Source organism: Proteus sp. CA142267 (assembly GCF_003336825.1).
Classification (GTDB): domain Bacteria; phylum Pseudomonadota; class Gammaproteobacteria; order Enterobacterales; family Enterobacteriaceae; genus Proteus; species Proteus terrae.
Genome location: NZ_QPMG01000012.1, coordinates 87,479 through 105,870, shown reverse-complemented (window position 1 = coordinate 105,870; position 18,392 = coordinate 87,479). Strand labels below are relative to the sequence as shown.

Annotated in this window: 20 protein-coding genes; 18 read left to right on the top strand and 2 right to left on the bottom strand. The window is 39.4% G+C overall.

Going from position 1 to position 18,392, the window contains the following annotated elements; genetic code table 11:
* Window positions 1-5: 5 nt before the first annotated feature.
* From C0T34_RS16560 to C0T34_RS16525, 8 genes are all read left to right on the top strand, one after another.
* Window positions 6-956, top strand: coding sequence for a major capsid protein (locus C0T34_RS16560; RefSeq protein WP_109850502.1), 951 nt, complete (start codon window positions 6-8; stop codon window positions 954-956).
* A 43-nt stretch (window positions 957-999) separates the two neighbouring features.
* The gene (locus tag C0T34_RS16555; protein WP_098943655.1) at window positions 1,000-1,377 is read left to right on the top strand and encodes a hypothetical protein; all 378 of its coding nucleotides are present in this window, start codon (window positions 1,000-1,002) and stop codon (window positions 1,375-1,377) included.
* Window positions 1,361-1,720 (top strand): hypothetical protein, encoded by a 360-nt coding sequence (locus tag C0T34_RS16550; protein WP_231039772.1) that lies wholly within the window; start codon window positions 1,361-1,363, stop codon window positions 1,718-1,720. The genes C0T34_RS16555 and C0T34_RS16550 overlap by 17 nt, the downstream gene beginning before the upstream one ends.
* Before the next feature lie 2 nt (window positions 1,721-1,722).
* Window positions 1,723-2,091, top strand: a complete 369-nt coding sequence (locus C0T34_RS16545; protein ID WP_098943653.1) for a hypothetical protein — start codon at window positions 1,723-1,725, stop codon at window positions 2,089-2,091.
* A complete protein-coding gene (locus tag C0T34_RS16540) occupies window positions 2,088-2,459 on the top strand; it encodes a hypothetical protein (protein WP_109372776.1) in 372 nt (123 codons plus the stop codon). Before C0T34_RS16545 ends, C0T34_RS16540 begins: the two co-directional genes overlap by 4 nt.
* A gap of 64 nt (window positions 2,460-2,523) precedes the next feature.
* Window positions 2,524-3,279, top strand: coding sequence for an Ig-like domain-containing protein (locus C0T34_RS16535; RefSeq protein WP_109850501.1), 756 nt, complete (start codon window positions 2,524-2,526; stop codon window positions 3,277-3,279).
* Window positions 3,280-3,328: 49 nt separating this feature from the next.
* Window positions 3,329-4,021, top strand: coding sequence for a DUF6246 family protein (locus tag C0T34_RS16530; protein WP_109850500.1), 693 nt, complete (start codon window positions 3,329-3,331; stop codon window positions 4,019-4,021).
* Between the two features lie 72 nt (window positions 4,022-4,093).
* Window positions 4,094-4,435, top strand: coding sequence for a hypothetical protein (locus C0T34_RS16525; RefSeq protein ID WP_239450339.1), 342 nt, complete (start codon window positions 4,094-4,096; stop codon window positions 4,433-4,435).
* Between the two features lie 5 nt (window positions 4,436-4,440).
* Here C0T34_RS16525 and C0T34_RS16520 read toward each other — a convergent pair whose 3' ends face one another.
* The gene (locus C0T34_RS16520) at window positions 4,441-4,620 is read right to left on the bottom strand and encodes a hypothetical protein (protein WP_109372780.1); all 180 of its coding nucleotides are present in this window, start codon (window positions 4,618-4,620) and stop codon (window positions 4,441-4,443) included.
* A 284-nt stretch (window positions 4,621-4,904) separates the two neighbouring features.
* Between C0T34_RS16520 and C0T34_RS16515 the strand changes: the two genes are divergently transcribed.
* Window positions 4,905-6,494: a DNA repair protein gene (locus C0T34_RS16515; RefSeq protein WP_233063841.1), complete on the top strand. Its 1,590-nt coding sequence runs from the start codon at window positions 4,905-4,907 to the stop codon at window positions 6,492-6,494.
* A gap of 75 nt (window positions 6,495-6,569) precedes the next feature.
* On the opposite strand, the gene C0T34_RS16510 is transcribed toward C0T34_RS16515, so the two are convergent.
* Window positions 6,570-6,845, bottom strand: coding sequence for a Rap1a/Tai family immunity protein (locus C0T34_RS16510; protein ID WP_162556842.1), 276 nt, complete (start codon window positions 6,843-6,845; stop codon window positions 6,570-6,572).
* Between the two features lie 391 nt (window positions 6,846-7,236).
* Between C0T34_RS16510 and C0T34_RS16505 the strand changes: the two genes are divergently transcribed.
* The 9 genes from C0T34_RS16505 (at window position 7,237) to C0T34_RS16465 (ending at window position 18,392) form a co-directional block, all read left to right on the top strand.
* Window positions 7,237-7,716, top strand: a complete 480-nt coding sequence (locus C0T34_RS16505; RefSeq protein WP_109850497.1) for a type VI secretion system-associated protein TagO — start codon at window positions 7,237-7,239, stop codon at window positions 7,714-7,716.
* A 21-nt stretch (window positions 7,717-7,737) separates the two neighbouring features.
* The gene (locus tag C0T34_RS16500) at window positions 7,738-8,055 is read left to right on the top strand and encodes a hypothetical protein (protein ID WP_109850496.1); all 318 of its coding nucleotides are present in this window, start codon (window positions 7,738-7,740) and stop codon (window positions 8,053-8,055) included.
* A 139-nt stretch (window positions 8,056-8,194) separates the two neighbouring features.
* Window positions 8,195-8,503, top strand: coding sequence for a hypothetical protein (locus tag C0T34_RS16495; protein WP_109850495.1), 309 nt, complete (start codon window positions 8,195-8,197; stop codon window positions 8,501-8,503).
* Window positions 8,504-8,567: 64 nt separating this feature from the next.
* A complete protein-coding gene (locus C0T34_RS16490; protein WP_109850494.1) occupies window positions 8,568-11,924 on the top strand; it encodes a tape measure protein in 3,357 nt (1,118 codons plus the stop codon).
* A 39-nt stretch (window positions 11,925-11,963) separates the two neighbouring features.
* Window positions 11,964-12,293 carry a phage tail protein gene (locus C0T34_RS16485; protein WP_109850493.1) on the top strand — a complete coding sequence of 110 codons (330 nt, stop codon included), beginning with the start codon at window positions 11,964-11,966 and terminating at the stop codon, window positions 12,291-12,293.
* Entirely contained in the window at window positions 12,290-12,988 is a 699-nt protein-coding gene (locus C0T34_RS16480; RefSeq protein ID WP_109850492.1) for a phage minor tail protein L, read from the top strand. The genes C0T34_RS16485 and C0T34_RS16480 overlap by 4 nt, the downstream gene beginning before the upstream one ends.
* Window positions 12,989-12,991: 3 nt before the next feature.
* The gene (locus C0T34_RS16475; protein ID WP_109850491.1) at window positions 12,992-13,711 is read left to right on the top strand and encodes a C40 family peptidase; all 720 of its coding nucleotides are present in this window, start codon (window positions 12,992-12,994) and stop codon (window positions 13,709-13,711) included.
* A complete protein-coding gene (locus C0T34_RS16470; RefSeq protein WP_089503237.1) occupies window positions 13,648-14,214 on the top strand; it encodes a tail assembly protein in 567 nt (188 codons plus the stop codon). The genes C0T34_RS16475 and C0T34_RS16470 overlap by 64 nt, the downstream gene beginning before the upstream one ends.
* The gene (locus tag C0T34_RS16465) at window positions 14,214-18,392 is read left to right on the top strand and encodes a phage tail protein (RefSeq protein ID WP_109850490.1); all 4,179 of its coding nucleotides are present in this window, start codon (window positions 14,214-14,216) and stop codon (window positions 18,390-18,392) included. The genes C0T34_RS16470 and C0T34_RS16465 overlap by 1 nt, the downstream gene beginning before the upstream one ends.

Below are 18,392 nucleotides of genomic sequence, written 5' to 3'. Positions count from 1 at the left end.
TTTATATGTCTTTACATATTTTTCAAAAACAAGTATCGCTAGCAGCAACAGAATTAGTTGCTCAAGCTGTCCGTCAGTTTAACGAAGCATCTGGCGGCGCTTTAGTCATAGGTGATGGTGATCATATCGGTGACTACATTGAGCAAACATCATGGCAGTTACTTGGCGGGCTGGCTCAGCGACGTAACGCTTATGGCTCAGGCAATCTAACGCCGCAAGAATTGGGTCAAATCCTTGACCGTATGATTAAGGTTGATGGTCGTATTGGTCCTGTATCTGTTACCCCAACGATGATGAAGCGACTAGGTAAAGATGTGTCAGAAGCGGCCGCGGTAGTTGCTGCTCAATCAGCAGAAGCCATGTTGCAAGATTACCTTAATACTGCTGGTGCAGCATTGAAAGCAGCTATTTCTGGTAATACAACGGCAGTTACTGTTGGCGGAGAAACGCCATCATTAAGAGGTTTGAATAAGGCCACACGTCCATTCGGCGATGCTTATTCACGCATTGTCGCTTGGTTAATGGATGGTGCAACGTTCAACGACTTTATGGATGAGACACTAACCAACGCGAATAACCTGTTCCAAATTGGTAACGTCGCCATTAAACAAGATAACCTTGGTCGTCGTTTTGTTATCTCTGATATTCCCGCTTTGTCAGATGCAGACAAACAGCATTCGTTAGGTTTGGTTACTGGCGCCGCAGCGATTCAAACATCGCCATTGATCATGAAGGCTCAGGATGTGTTAGGTCAAGAAAATATTAAGGCACTAATGCAAGGTGAGTATGACTTTACTATTGGTCTGCGTGGTTATCAGTGGAGTAAAGATAGTATCAAATCACCCACTAACGCACAGATTGAAACGGTAGCTAATTGGAAGCAGATTGCTACTGATATTAAAGATACCGCTGGCGTTATGGTTTCATTTGGCAAGAATACTAGTGTTGGAGGGTAATGCGAGGGGGCAGTAGCCCCTTATTTATCCATGAGGAGTGATCATGTCTATTGTGATTACGGTTGAGCAAGTTAATGAGCAATTAGAGGTGATGGGGTTTGAGGCAACAAGCCTTGTTATAAGCTCTGCCATATCTATTGTGGATACTATTGATACTTGCCTTGATAACGCAGGATATTCAGATGCAGTTGTTACTTTAATTAAGCTGTATTCGGTTATCCTCATATTATCATCTGCTGATGTTAGAAAAATATCCTCAGAGCACGCACCTTCTGGCGCTTCTGTTTCATATCAGTATTTTGCTGATGGTAGAAAAACATTGTTAAAAACGCTGTCTTCTCTGGACCCCTCTGGATGTACCGATAGCTTACCTATTGAACGACCTGTTGGCATTGTTCAGTTTGATGTGGTTCGGGGGTGATATGGGGAAAATCCTGCGACGATTTTGCAAGGGGTGGGCAACCATTTGGAAAATTACAGGTAAAGATGGTTACGGTAAACCCATATTTTCAGAGCCAATTCATATCCGATGTGATTACGGAAGTAGTTTTAAAGATGGTAGAAAAACCATTGGCACTGAAATAATCATTAAGAATGTTATTTGGACTGAGTATAGCGAAGCAACTCAAGAAGACTATATCGCCATTGGCAAACATGAAGATAGAGATCCATTTTTGCATGGTGCTAGTAGGATTAAGTCTATCGATAGAGACCGAGATATTAATGGTGGTCTAGATGATTACACATTAACGACGGCGGTATAACTATGGGGGCAAAAGTAAAAGGAATAGGTAATGCGATATCTAACTTAAACTCTCTGGTTGGAAGTATAGCATCAAAAAAGATAGCTCGAGCCATGCATAGAGCGCTAGATATTGGTGGTAGGCAAGCTGCTATATACACACCCATTGACACTAAAACACTCATTAATTCACAATTTAGAGATGTAAAAGTAAAAGGCACACTATTTACTGGTCGCGTTGGTTATTCTGCTTCGTATGCTGTTTTCGTTCATGATCCTAATGTTAATCAAAGTTTCCGTAGACCTACCGCTAAGAAAGAATTCCTCCTGAAAGGATTTGAGGAAACGAAACAAATGATTGATAAGGCTGTTGCTGAGGAGTTTAAAATATGACGACCTTTGAGCGACTGAAAAACTATTTTTCTGAATCAGGTTTATCAGATGGTCTCATTAAGCAGGATTATATTTGGAATGAAAAAGAAGGTAATGATTCGGACTCATACATCGTATTTCAGCAACAAAATGGAACTGGACGTATTGATGATCTAAGTGGTGATGATTTTTTTACCATTTCACTCATATCTGGTAAGGCGTGGATTGAGTTTATTGTTCAGCGAGCTAACGAAATACTAGAGTATGTAAGGTGTCATTCTAGAAGCCATAACATTGGTTTCATTATCAATACATCTGGTTTTGTTAATCCAATTCAAACAACAGAAGGTAGGTTTATCATCCCACTTTCTTTCCGTTGTACATCTTAAATTAAATACATCTCAATAGGTCGCTTATGCGGCCTTTTTTATTTGCAAATAAAGAGGTTATAACATGTCACAATGTCCTGACAAAAAAGGTCTGGTGATGGGCAATGCAGGAATTATACGTATCGCAAAAGGATGCCCTGACCAAGTGCCAGCACAAGATCAGTTTTTACGCTTAGGTGCGTTAACAAGCAAATCATTCGATTTCGGTATGGAGACGGTAACGTCTAATGCTGATGATATCAAAGGATTAACGGAATCAATCGTTACTGGCGCTGATTTCACCATTAGTTTTGATGGTGAATTGAAGAAAGCTGGCGTAACTGGCTCTACTTCTGCTTTCGATATTGCAAAAGAAATCCTTGATGAAATCAAAGCTGGTCGCCAGCCAGATTATTGGGTTCAACTTGATATGAAAGGTGATGGCTCTGATGTTGTTCAGGGCTATATGTTATTTACATCATGGTCTATGGAATTTCCAACAAAAGAAATCTCCACTTATTCAGGTGAACTGAAAGTTGCTGATGCAGAAACGGTTGAATGGCTACAAGAAGAAATCGTTGTTGAGTGTGTCGCAGTCGAACCAGCTACTCTGTCTGTAAAAGTGGGTGAAACTAAGACATTTACTGTCAAATTTACACCAACCGATGCAACTAACAAAAACTACACCGCTGTGAGCGATAAGACAAACTTTGCAACAGTTACCCAACTTGCGAATGTGGTTACTGTACGTGGTATTGCCGAAGGTACCGTAAACGTTACTGTCAAATCCGAAGATGGTAGTAAAACAGTCAAATGCGTGGTTACTGTTACCACTGCTTAATATTACAAAGGGTGCTTTCAAGTGCCCTTGATAATATTCAGGAGGGGTTATGACGCCTATTTTAGACATCGGTGAGATGGTTATCTCTACTGATAAAAAGGATTACTTATTTAGACCATCGTTCATCAATATGACAAGAATTGGTGAGCCTAAACAGATTGTGAACGCATACGGTCAATTAAATGGCACAGAGGTGCAAGAGTTAATTACACGCGCCGTAATGAGTTACAGTGTTATCCCCGATTGGTTAATAAAAGCGATTAGCAAGCCAACATACGGGCGCAATATTTTGCAAACTGCAATGATAGTAATGCAGGCGTGCTGTGATAATGATTGCTCTGAAATTATTGGTGAATGGAAATCAGGTAAGCGCGGTATCGTCTATAAAAACGGCAAGATGCCAATCGCTGACATTATCGTCATTGCCAGAGAATTATTCACTCATGGAATTATTGGTAAAGCAAAGATCCGCAAACTGCAACGTAACGAAGGCAAAAGCGAATTCTCAGATGAGTTTATGGCAATTGATTACATCAGTTCAGCTCGTGCTCATTTTGGCATGAATAGAGATGAAGCCGAACAATTAACCATGACTGAATTTCAGATGATGCTCAAAGCTAAATATCCCGATGAGAAAGGCTTCACGAGAGAAGAATACGACAACATCATGAAGCAAGATGATAAGCGCAATGATGAGCTGATCAGTGGTAAGCGTAGATTGGTGAGTAGAAAGAGAAAGTAGCCAATTATTAGGTTTGAGATGTTTTATAGTAAAGGTAGGAATATGCATAAAATCCTAAGGCAGTATCGATATATGAAGGTACCTTTATTTGAATCTGGATATATTATCTATTGTGGCTCTTGGGATGATTGGCGCTCTCTACATGAAAAACTAGGAATTGATGGTGGGGATAGTTTTGTTAACGGGGCAAGTCGTACAGTTACTAACGCTCAGTGTGTGCTCCATATTATTGGTGTGTTTAACGGTAAATCATCTACTCTAGCTCACGAATGTGCGCATATGGCGTTCGACATTTGTCATCGCGTCGGTGTGGGCGTTGAAACAGGATCAGCAAATGAAACATTTTGTCATTTAATTAGCAGGATGATTGATTTCTGTTCTAGAGAACAAAAAAGCCGACCTATGTCGGCTTAATTCAACTAACGCTTACTATCAGGTGTTCTTTTATCAAGAACCCAGGAATTACCTTTTTCAGTTGTTGGTGGCAACCTTTCGTTATCTCTCACGGTGGCGTAATTATCACGCTGCCCACCTCGAGGACCTACTTCACGATAAATACCACCATCCTTTCCTGTATTTTCACCTGGCTTTTTACTCATAATAAAAACTCCTTGTAATGCTCGTTATTGAGCAGAACAAATATTAGACAGGAATTTAATTAAGTCAAATATCCGTACAAAGGAAGGAGGTTGCTACTACTAAAACAAGGGCACCAGTGCCCTGTGTTGTTTTCTGAAAGCACCAATCCCAACCTTGTCCGAAGATAGCCGAACGGTGGATTTGAGTTGTTTTATTGGTGAGGCATACTGTTTTTATAAACAGATGTATTTGCAGGGTACCTCATTAAATATGTGAAACAGCTCCACGAGGCTAGGAGAATATTATGTTACTATGCAATGGAGATGGTAATTATATTGGCACAGAGACAGGCATGGACTTATATAAATTCAAAAGTAATGATCAAATTGGTAGTTTAGATGCTGAAACAGACCATTTTTTATCAGAATGTTTTTTAGAATCATCAGTATATGACACGTTAAAGAAATTTGATAATAAAGACATTGATTTTGTAAAGAGAATAATTGTAGGTCGCACTGGCTCAGGTAAAACAGCAATATTGAAAATGTTATCGAATGACAGCTCAATAAAAAAATCAACAACGATAGAGGCTGAATCTACTGTTTTTGAACATATAAATAATAATGTATTTATTTCAAAACTGGCTGATTCAAATGTTGATTTAAGAGTTTTTTATAAATCTTTATGGATACACGTATTGCTTGTAAAAGTGATAGAAATTGTTTATTCAAATGAGCAAACATTTCTTGAAAAAATTCAATCCTTAGGTAATTCAAAAAAAAGAAAGTATAATTTAGATTTAGCTAAGGAATATCTAGAGCATTATAAAGATAATTTCTTCAATGATAAAATTGTTGCCGAAATAACTGAAAAATTTCAAGATGAAGTTGGTTTAAGTATAGGTAATAAAGATACTATTTTCGGTGCATCACTTAAAGTTAGTGATGAGCAGGTTGCGAAAATTCAAAGAGAAACGGCTAGATATGTTAGTGCTAATTTATTAAAAAAACAAAAAGAGTTAATAAAGTTTGTTACAGAAGAAAGCCCTGATGAAACACAAAGTAGAATAATAATTAGTATAGATGATTTAGACAAATCTTGGCTGAGTAACAGTACTATAAGATATGATTTTATAAACGCATTATTGGATGCATTTAAAGAATTAATAGACTTAAGATCTGTTAAAATACTGATTTCAATAAGAACAGATATACTAATGGGAATTTATAATACAAATTTAAGACAAGAAGAAAAAGATAGATCTTTAATAATTCCTATAGAATGGAGTAGGTTTGAGTTATCTGAAATATTAGATAAAAGAATAGATTATTTGGTTAAGCATAAATATGCCTCTAAAAAAGAAGTTAAATTTTCTGATATTTTTAATTTTTCAGTTAAAAATGAAAGTGCCTCTGATTATATTTTAGATAGAACAATGTTAAGGCCAAGAGATGCCATAGATTTTGTAAATTTCTGTTTAATGCAAGGTGATGGAAGAACTTCATTGAATGAGGATATGGTTATTGAGGCTGAAGAGAGATATTATACATCTAGAAAAATGGCACTCAATAAAGAATGGATGAGTCAATACCCAAATGTTTTGAAATATATAGATGCAATATCATTAATCAATATTAAAAAATTTAAAATAGAAGAATTGAATAAAGATGAAATATTGATATATGTTATGGAAAACTCATCTATAAATAACTCGGTTGATGAAAAGATAGCAACAGATATTAAATTGTTAGTTAATGTGTGGTTTACTATCGGAATAATAGGAATAGAAAAAACAAAAACACTCACGGTATACTCTAGCTTTGATAAGCCCATTTTGGATATTACAGATTATAATAAAACTTTTGTAATACATCCTTTATTCTATCGAGTGTAACGGATAATAATCCAAATCAACCCACTCCGGTGGGTTTTTTATTGCTCAAGCATGGCTGATTTTCATCCGATTAACTTATTTTTTTTGGCAGGGCCATGCATTAATAAAAGAATCTACTACCAGATGACTTGCTTGCTTGTCACGAACCTCAGGTGAATTCTTTAGGTGTTTAGCCGCAACGTCCATAGCTTGGTTTAGCGTAACATTGCGTGGAGGGCAGAAAAGAATACCTGAACCCAAATCAAGCGTTCCTGCTATATAGCCTGAGTACATGCCTGATTTAGCAATATCGGTTACATCTAGTATAGCGTCATTCATTAGTCGCTCTCTTGCTTGGTTATATTCGTGCACAGAATTTCCATCCCAAAGATAAACTTGAGCAGTAAGTGGCATAGGAAACAGTAAAAGAAATAAAAATTTTTTCATTAAAAATCTCGGGAAGTAGGTAATATTTTAATATGTTAACAGAAAAACAAAATATATTATTTTATTTTTCGATACCAACTAGGCAGAGTTAATTTATCTCAATAAGCTCTCATAAATGTTTTTTTATTGCCCAAATTTCACCATGCCTCTTAATTGAGGCTTTTTGTTTTTATATTTTCTAGGATGATATTGACGCTACTAGTGACAACTAGGGATACGGATCACGGAACTAGATATAAAAAGTAAATTTACCTTTAGTAATGTAAAGATAATACATAACATAAGATTAATTTATTACTCGCAAGGAATATTTATAATGAAAAAAATCTTACTTATTTCTATATTATCACTTTCTAGTTCTGTTTTTGCTACTGACCATCAAAAGGTTGGTGATTGGTTGGTCAGTAAGGAAGAAAATAAATTAACAGACAAAATAGATTATTACGCAATTCTTTCTGCAAAAGATAAAGATGTATCACTTGTGTTACGTTGCCAAAATGATAAGACTGAGGCTTATTTATCAATGAGGGACTATATTGGTAGCGGTTATAATTCCAAGGTGACTCTGCGAATAGATAAAGAAAAACCCTTAACTCAGTCATGGGGGATTGGAGAAGGTGGTACATCATTATTTGTACCTAAACCTGTATCATTAATTAAAAGTTTAGTGGGTAAAAAGAGTTTAATTTCTGGATATAGCCCGTATGGCAAAACTCAAGTAATAGCTGAATTTGATCTGGAAAATATAGATACGATAGCAAAAGAAATATCATCCGCTTGTAACTGGAAGTTATAATAAAAAGGAAGAAAGTTTGTAATGAAAAAGTTACTAGTAATACTTGCCATTCTAGCTATTTCCTTATCTATTTTTGCTTATAATAAATTAACCATATTTACAGTACAGCCAATAGGTGCGATACCAGATGGTGTAACAGTTGTTATTTGGAAAAAGGGTGATATGAGGTTTTTTGAGAGTCCAGATAGTTTATGCATACAGAAAACTGGGGGAGTAAGTCTGTTGTGCAGAATGAGAATGTTAGGAAACTCAATTGATAAAGACGACATCATTATTAGATTACCGTATAGCGAATACGCATACTTAAAATCAACCAACGGAAAAACTTTTGATAGGTAATGAATGGGCGTTCGTTATTTTGGGTTTTATTTCTAGTAAGTAAAATATTCCGAAGCCTCTCAATGAGGCTTTTTTGTTTGCTTTAATTTGCACTATAAGTAGCTAAACTAATAACAAATTAACTAACGAGGATGGTGTTGTGAGGAAACTATTAGTTACATCTATTGGAGTTATTTCTTCCTTGGCTATTTTATTTAGTGCTAACTCTATTGCTAAAGAAAATATAAAAATATCAGATGTTGCAAAAGCAGCTTGTGTTAATCATAAAGATAAAGAATCATGTGAAGGCCTTATCATCGCATCAATGGGACATGCTTTTGATCAGGGGAGAATTAGCATGGTTTGTGATTTAATGCGTGAGTCTGGGGATAAGATACCAGAAGAGCAAAAAGATAGATGTAATGAAGCAAATGAAATGTTGCTAGATGTACGAAGTGTAAAATATTAACCAGATATATTAACAACCTAAACCCTGCCATTCGGCGGGGTTTTTCATTTTAAGGAGCCGATAAATGGCAAATGTAGGCGAAATCGTTTATCAAGTTCAAATGGATGTTCGGCAATTGCTTACATCTCAACGTCAGCTAGAGCAACGCCTTAATCGTATGGATAGTAGTTTTAACCGAACGTCTCAATCAGTAAATAATACTGAACGTTCAATGCAATCTCTATCTAAAGTTGCAGCGGCTCTGACTGGTTATTTATCGGCTTCAATGGTTGCTAGTTATTCTGAGGCATGGACTGAATTAAACAATAAGTTATCTAACTCAGTTCGTGCTAGCGAGTCGCTTATTGATGTAACTCAACGAGTATTTGATATCTCTCAAGCAACACGATCTAGTCTTGATGCCACAGCAACACTCTATGCACGATTAGAGCGAGGAACGAGAGAATACAATACATCAGCGGCGGATTTGGCAAAATTAACAACGATTATTAATCAGGGATTTATTGTCTCTGGTGCTACTGCGCAGGAAGCAGAAAACGCCATCATTCAGTTATCACAGGGTATCGCTTCTGGTGTTCTCCGTGGTGAAGAATTTAATTCAGTAGCAGAACAGGGTAGTCGCTTAATGGTTGCATTGGCTGATTCACTAGGAGTAAGTATAGGTCAGCTTCGTAAAATGGCAGCAGAAGGCAAGTTGACCACTGATGTTGTTGTAAAAGGGCTATTGTCTCAGGGGGATGCTATTGGTAAAGAGTTCGCTAAAACCACTCGAACAATGTCGCAGGCATTTCAAGAAGCAGGGAATAACTTAACTAAGTTCCTTGGTGAGAATACAACAATAAAGGCATCTATTAACGTATTCAGCGATGCTGTAATTACTGCAAGTAAGAGTCTCGATGAAATGGTTTTAGCGGTTAGTCTAGTTGCCTCCGTTGTTGGCGGTAGATACATTGCCGCAATGGGGTTGGCTATCAAAGCTAAAATGCAATCAGCAGTTGCAGCAAGGCAAGAAGCGATAGCAAACCTTCAAGCTGCTAGAGTAGCTGAACACAATGCAATAATGACGGCAAGAAAGACCGCTTTAGATTTAGCAGCAGCCAGAGCGTTAGTTGAGAAAGCGAAAACCGAATTTGCGGCCGCAAGAGGAACAAACGCAGAAGCAACCGCGCTGGCAAATTTAATTGCCGTTAGATCTGCCGCAACAACCGCGGCGATAAATCATAAGCAAGCAACGCAAGCGCAGACAGCAGCAATGGCTAACTCAGCCGCAGCAGCAAGAGCCGCTTCTGTATCTATCGGTTTAGCTAATAAAGCTCTAGGTTTTGTTGGTGGCCCAGCAGGTATAGCAATGGCCGCGGGTGCTGCGATCATGTATTTCTACCAGCAGGCAAAAGAAGCAAGAGAAGAAGCAGTAAAACTTGCAGAGGGAGTAAATCAATTAACTGCTGAAATGAAAAACATGACAAGGGAACAAAAGAGGGCTGAATCTGCCAAGTTAAAAGAAGCGCTCCCTGAGTTAAAAAATGAAGTTCTAAACACCACTGTCGCTATGAAGCAAGCTGCGGAAAAAGTAAGAGAATTAGAGGCTGATTTGGCTTTAGCTAAAGTTGGAACAAGTAAATATGAATCCATAACAAAACAGCTAGCCGATGCTCAAGATAAGTTAGCAATTGCAACTGACAACGCAACAAAGGCGTCAAATAACTACAGTCGCACAAAAAATACCATATCTTTTATTCAAGCTGATCTTAATGGTGAGTTAAAAGAGGGAATTGATTTACTAAAAAGGGAAATATCTGTTCTACCAAGTGGCGCAAAGGGATGGGATTCTTATGGTTTTTCTATTGATAGGGCGCTGCAAAAAAAGAAAGAGTTTAATGGTGAAAAAATATCTTTCGAATGGTCTAAGGAGGGGATGGATTTAAGAAAATCACTAGAGCGTGAAATGAAGCTAGCTAACGCCAAAAGTGAAGTTGATAAGAGATTATTGCAAGTTGATTTTTACATTGAAGATAAAGGGATAACAGACGAAAGGGAAATATATCAACTAAAGCAAATAGCAATAGCAACTCAAAAAGCTCAAGATGCAGCCGCTGAGCGTAACAAAACAACCAAGGAATCAACCAAAGCCACAGATGCAGCATACGAAGCATTAAAACGCCAGAGAGAAGAAATTGAGCTTTTAAACAAAGGTTACAAAGGCGGCTCTCTTGAAATGGCTAAGTATGATGCGGTTAAGGCGTTGGGTGACAAGGCATCTCCTGAACAGATTAAACTAGCTGAGAAACTTGCAGAAGATAAATACAACATTGAGCGCAATCTAGCTGATAAGAAAGCCGCACTTGAGCTTGATTTAGTCGCTAAGGCTAAAGAATCTCACGATAAACAGTTGGCAGATTTAGAGCGGATAACAAAAGATGATGTATCTCTTACTGAGCAAGCGGCAAGGCGTAAAGCTGAAATTGAAGCAGAATATCAGCACAAAATAGCCGAAATACGGGCTAATAACGCTGTATCTCCTCAAGATAATTTAAAAGCACAAGTAGACCCTGTTCAGCAACTAAAGAATGAGCACGATCGTAAACTTGCACTCATAAAAGAGTATGAAAACCAAAAGGTTTTAACTGAGCAGCAAAGCTTGGAGTTAATGAATGCCGCTAATACTCAATATGAGCAAGACCGCATGAATGCTCAATGGGAGATATGGCGTAATCAGAGTCAAGCTAATCAATTCTTAGCTGATGGGTTGGACGCATTAGGGCAACGTTCCGCTAACGTAATTACAGGGCTATTAACAGGCACTCAATCCCTTAACGATGCTTTCCGCAATGTCGCATTAACCATTGTAGACCAAGCCGTTGGTGCTCTGGTTCAAATGGGTATGCAGCAAGTTAAGAATATGATTACTGAAAATGCTATGCGTAAAGCGTCAAATGCTCAAGCGGTTGCAGACGCAACGGCGACTGGAGGTGCAATCGCAACTGCAATGGCTCCAGCCGCAGCAACAACCAGTATTGCCACAATGGGTTCTGCTGCAACTTGGGGAATGGCTGCAATGGCGGCAGCAATACCGGCCATGATTGCGCTTGCTGGCGCTCGTAAAAATGGAGGACAGGTCGGTGCAGGTAAAATGTATCGGGTTGGAGAAGGTGGCAAGCCAGAGATATTCAAGGCATCGAATGGTAATCAATACATGATACCAGGCGATAGTGGGCGGGTTATCAGCAATCGACAAATGGGTAAAGGTGGTAACGGTGTCAGCATGGGGGATATGCACTTTACATTCCAAGTTCAGGCACCGAATGGTATCACTCAAAAGGAAGCGCAGCAGATACAGCAAATGGTGAGAGGTACGGTTTATGATGTACTTGGCACCGAAATGCGTAGCGGTGGTGCTTTGGAAAAATCAAGAAGTTGGTAACGGCCACCCAAATAGGTGGCTTTTTTATTGGAGTAACCAATGGAAGAGTTTAAATGGCGGCCAGAAACGGCTTATCAGGTAGGTAATGAGCCTAAAGTGAAAGTAGCCAAGTTTGGTAACGGTTACGAACAACGAGTTAAAGACGGGATCAACAACCAATTAAAGACCTATCAACTTTCATTTATTAAACATGCTGACATAGGTAAGCAGATTGATGAATTTCTTAAGGCTCGTGGTGCGGTTGAGTCATTCTTGTGGCTAACCAGTGATGATAATTCTAAGCGTAAGTTTGTTTGCCGAGGCTGGCAGGTAACACCACGTAAATCATCATGGCAGATAGACTGTACATTTGAGGAGGTTATCGCATGAGAGAGATACCTCAAGCGATGCGCATAGACGTTGCAGACTTACAGCAAAATGCAATGTTAGATCTATATGAGGTCGATTTAAGCCGTTTTGGGGGGGATGTTTACCGGTTTCATGATGGCATGAATGGGTTATTAAAACCTATCATCTGGCAAGGTTTACGCTATGAGCCTTATCCTGTTCAAGTTACAGGATTTAGTGTAACTGCGCAGGGGGCGTCAGATAGACCTAAAATGACATTTGCTAACTTTGACGGAATGTTGACAGCCATTAACAACGACTATGATGACGCCCTAGGTGCTATCGTTACTCGCCGGCAGGTTTTAGATCAATATCTTGATGCTGTTAATTTTCCCAACGGAAACCCACAAGCAGATCCAACAAGAGAAGTTGTTCAGAAGTATGTTATCGAGCAACGGGAAAGCTCAGATTCAGACTTTGTGACGTACATATTAGCGCTTCCAACAGAAACGGATAACGCGCTGATACCTAGGCGAGTTATTCAAGCTGACATTTGCTCATGGCGATACCGAGGTGGCGACTGTGGTTATGATGGCCCTCCTGTTGCAGATGAAAAAGACCAACTAACAACAGATCCCCTTAAAGATAAGTGCTCTCATAAATACAGTGGGTGCAAACTCAGATTTAAATCAGTCATGCCATTTGGCGGGTATTTAGGCTCAAACAAATTAGGTTAATCCATGATTGAGAAAGACATTATCGCTCACGCGAAAGCGGAAGGAGTGAGGGAGTCGTGTGGTTTAATTTCTGGCGACAAGTATTTTCCTTGCGGGAATATACACCCCAATCCACTAAACTATTTTGAAATAAACCCAAACGATTGGATGACGGCAGAGTGTTATTCAGACGTCAAAGTTATTGTTCATAGTCATCCTGACGGAAAACCTTTCTTGAGTTCTGGCGATAGAGCAATGCAAAGGAAAACAAATCTACCGTGGTGGTTGGTATGTGATGGTGTGATCCACAAGTTCAGACCAATAGCACCACTATTAGGTAGAGAGTTTAAGCATGGTGAGCAGGATTGTTACTCCATTATACGCGACGCCTATCACCTTTCAGGCATTCAGTTAGATGATTTTATTCGCCCTGATGAATGGTGGTACACAGAGCAAAATCTCTATTTAGATAACACAGTTAAACAGGGTTTCTATCAAGTTGATGAAGCTCAAGAAGGCGACATGATATTGATTTGCTTAGGCACTTCAAAACCTTGCCATGCCGCTTTGTACTTAGGAAATCAAGAGATATTGCATCACAGACCAGACAGATTGAGTAAGCGAGATACTTACGGTGGCTACTGGTTCAAATACACTCACAGCATTTGGAGGCATAAGCAATGGTCAAATTACAGTTTGCAGGCTATTTACGCCGATTTGGACGCAGGTTCGAGCTTGAGGTAAGCAATGCTGGTGAGGCCTTACGCTGTCTTTGCTATCAAATTGATGGATTGAAAAAAGAGATTAATCAAGGGCAGTTTCGTGTTCGTATCGCAGGTAATGATATGACCAAGGAGAGCATTTCTGCGGGATTAAATACACCATTAAGTGAAGGTGATGTTATTACGATTGTTCCTGTCATTGGTGGCGCTAAATCCGGTGGATGGCTAGGCATTATTGGTGGAGCAGCTTTAATTGGTGCATCGTTTTTAATACCGGGCGGATTTCTGGCAACAATGACATCGACGGCATTATTTGCTGCTGGTGTGGGAGTGGCCGCAGCGGGATTGGCAACGATGTTAACCAAAACACCTCCGGCACCGAGCATAGAGGGGCGAAACTCTGAAAGTAACCAGTATTTCAGCTCATTATCAAATAGAGTCGGACAAGGCTATCCCGTTCCTATCTGTTATGGCGAGATGGTCGTGGGTTCAAATGTAATATCACAAGGTTTGGAGACTGTTTAATGGGGAAAGGTGGTGGCGGAGGAAGTACTCCGAGATTGCTTGATGACAACTTAAAAAATAAACAATTTCTTAATGTCATTGATTTGGTTTCCGAAGGGCCAATAGAAGGCCCTGTTGGTGGTATGTCAGGCTTTTTATTGAATGGTACGCCTGTTGTAGATGAAGATGGCAATCCGAATATTCATGGGGTTGAGGTTCAATGGCGTGCGGGAACACCGACACAAGCGCCTTTAGATGGTTTTCCTTTTGTAGAGAAAGAAATACCCGTTAATGTTGAGGTGAAAAAAAATACGCCAATCTTGCGCACTATTTCCGATCAGGAAACTGACCGCGTTAGATTTACTTTGGGTGTCTCTGCCCTTGTTGGTCAAGATGATAAGGGAAATCAGTACGATGCTACGGTGGAAATGCTTATTGAAGTTAATGAGGGATCTGGTTGGGTACATGCAGAAACAGCAAGAATAACCGGTAAAATTAGCGGTCAATATTTAGAATCATATATCATCGATGCGCCTAAGAAAAAACCATTTCAAATCAGGGTTTCTCGTACAACTGAAGACAGTAAGAGTGATTTGCTGAAGAATGGCACAGTATGGGCGAGTTACACAGAAATAACTGACGCTAAATTTTCTTATCCTAATTCTGCTGTTGTCGGGATGAAAATTGATAAATCCCAATACGGTGATACGCCCAATCGCACCTATCATATAAAAGGAATGATTATCCAAGTTCCTGATAACTATGATCCAGAAACGCGCACTTACACAGGGATTTGGACGGGCCGCTTCAAGCCTGCATGGACTAATAATCCCGCATGGATTTTTTACGATTTAGTCACCAATGAACGATACGGTATAGGAGAGATGATCGGTTCGTTTGACGTTGATAAATTCGCGCTATATGCCATTGCTCGTTACTGTGATGAATTGGTTGATGATGGATTTGGCAACAAAGAGCCGCGTTTTACTTTCAATGCCTATATAACCTCTCAACGAAAAGCCAAAGAAGTGCTTGATGACTTGGCGTCTGTATTTCGCGGTATGCCTTTATGGGATGGACAACAATTAACGTGTTTTCAAGACAGACCATCCGATCCAGTATGGACGTATACAAATTCAAACGTTATTGATGGCAAATTTAAATATACATCAACAGCGAAATCAGCACGACACAATGCTATTGAAGTGTCATGGGTAAATCCGAGTAATGGATGGAGTGAAGAAAGAGAATTTATCCAAGATGATGACCTTATTCAGCGATTTGGCGGTGTAAATGTCAAGAAAGTCACTGCTTTTGGCTGTACTAGTCGCGGGCAGGCTCACAGAGTGGGTAAATGGATATTACAAACAGAAAAGCTGGAGAAAGATAGCGTTACCTTTACAACCGGACGTGAGGGGATCAACTGTATCTCTGGCGATATTATTGAAGTTGCAGATGACAGTTTTGCAGGGGTGAAGGTAGGAGGACGAGTTCTATCAGTCAATGCTCGTACTATTATTATCGATGCGCCTATTGAGTGGAAATATGATGATAAAGGCACTTTCTCATTTTTAGGGGCAGCAGGTAAGTTTGTAAAAATAGAAATTCAATCTATCGATGGTGATATTGTTACTTTGCGTGAAAATCCACATGGATTGAAGCAGTATGGTGTATTTTCCATTTCAAAGAGCACGTTAACGACCAAATTATTTAGGGTAATTTCCATTTCGGAAGATAATGAGGGGAACTATCTATACAACTGTATTCAGCATGCGCCTCAAAAGGAAAGTATTGTTGATAGCGGTGTTGATTTTACTGGAAATCCTCCAACACAGAATGTTGTTCGTATTTCTAACATAGAGCGCCTTTCTATCGCTTATGTTAATGATAGCCCTCAAGTTCAGGCTAGGGCTATGTGGGTAACAACAACCATTAATAGAAATATTTCATTTAATGTCACTCTTTATAAAAACAGCAAGGTTGTATCTACTGGAAATACCGCAGATTTAGAATACTACTTCAACGGTCTTGACGCGGGGGATTATCTTGTTGGGGTAAGAGGTAAAGACGCTAATGGAATGCTTGGTAGCGAAACAAAAGTTCAAATGGTCATTGGCGCACCAAGCGCACCGAGTTCAATCACGGTTGAGTCTGGCTTTTTTGAAATAAAGCTGATCCCACATATCGTCGTGCCACACACTCAAAACACGGAGTTTGAATTCTGGTTTTCTGGTGAAAACAGGATAAATAATATCAATGAGATAGAGTTAAAAGCTGACTTTTTAGGTAGAGCTAAATTCTGGACTAAAGAACAACTAAGGGCGGGTCTGGATTACTGGTTTTATGTGCGAAGTGTCAATGAGTACGGTAAATCTCATTTTGTAGAAGTTACAGGACAAGTTGACGGTAACATAGACGCTATTCTTGATGAATTAGCGGGGCAAATCGGTCGAGATCAACTCACACAAGACCTATTGGGTGAGATCAACAGCAAGGCTAACCAACTCGATATTACTGAATTACATGAGTTGATGAGGATAAATCATGACAAGATTTTAGCTGAGTTGATGAGACATGGAGCAACGATTGAAGAAAGTGAAAAAAAACTGGAGGAGGCAGGAAAATTATTAGCTGAGCGAATGAACCAAGTTGCAACGGCAACAGAAGCACAGGCAGCGGCGATTAAACAAGAGCAACAAGCGCGTATTGATGCAGATAAAACTGAAGCGCAACAACGGCAATCCTTAGCCACTCAACTTCGTGGTGATTATACCGGTAATGATTTATCTAAAGTCACCGCAGGACTTATCTCCGCCGAGAAGCAAGCACGTGTTACCGGCGACCAAGCAGAAGCGAAAGCCCGACAATCACTGGAAACACGGATGAATGGGAATGTTTCTGCGATTAATAAATCATTAGAAACCCTCACCTCGAAACAGCAAGCCCAAACGCAAGAGATTTCAACGCTCAATTCAAATCTTAAGGGGAAAGCTGATAGTAGTGCGGTAAATGCGTTAAATACGCGAGTATCTAATATCGATGGCAAAGTGACGTCCGCAACCTCTCAGGTGCAAACGTTATCCAGCAAATTAGATAAAGTGAAAGCTGATTTAACGGAATCTGTGGTGGTGGATTTAGATTTATCTAAACTCAATGAAAACACCTATTATCCGGTGATTTTACCTTTAGTAACCTCTCGACGTTATGCCTTTAAGGTTTTTAGAACCTTAGGGCAATATTCAGACAATAAACCCAGCTATGCCACTCATAGCACCAAAGGCTTTGCCATGATTGTGGAATGGCAAGTCAGTGGTTCTGGATGGGGGACTCAGTCTGAAAATCGCATCATTGATAATTTTGATTGGAAATGGACAAATCAATCCCCTGTGATGGGGCCTGCTCAATTAACGAATGGCTCTGTGGAATATATCTATTTGCGAGGAGGAGCAAAATATCAGCTTACTAAGCATAAAAGTATAAACCATCAAATCATCACCAGCACTTATACCAATAACAAACAATTGGTGGCACCAAAAGGATTTGTGGTGAATGAAGTGCCTAAGTCCAGCGAACAGAAAGCCAATGCAACAGCGAATGCGGTAAACCAACTTGAAACTAAAGTGACCGAGGTTTCAGGAAAGGTGACCTCTACCGCTCAGCAAGTCACTCGTTTAGAAAGCCAAGTGGGTACAAGTTCAGCCAAAATCGAACAAACTTCGAAAGTGGTCACAGACATAAATGGCAAAATTTCGGCATCATGGACAATGAAAGTCCAGCAGGATAGCAAAGGTAATAAAGTCATTACTGGCATTGGCTTAGGGTTTAATGCACAAGGAAATAGCCAATTTCTGGTCAATGCCCAAAACTTTGCAGTGATATCGTCATTAAACGGCAAAGTGGTGACGCCTTTTGTGATCCAAAATGGACAAGCTTTTTTCAATGATGCGTTATTTAGCAAGGCAACTATTGATAAATTATCGGTAGGTAAAAAAATCACATCCACTAATTATTCAGCTGGCAAGAAAGGATTTAATATTGATGCCACAACAGGGAATGTGGAATTAAATGATGCAGTATTTCGTGGACGGTTAGATATAAACTCAGGAGGAACAAAAGGGCGGTTAGTGATCACAAATAATACTATTTATGTTTACGATGAAAACAATCAGTTAGCGGCAAAAATAGGTTATTTAGGGTAG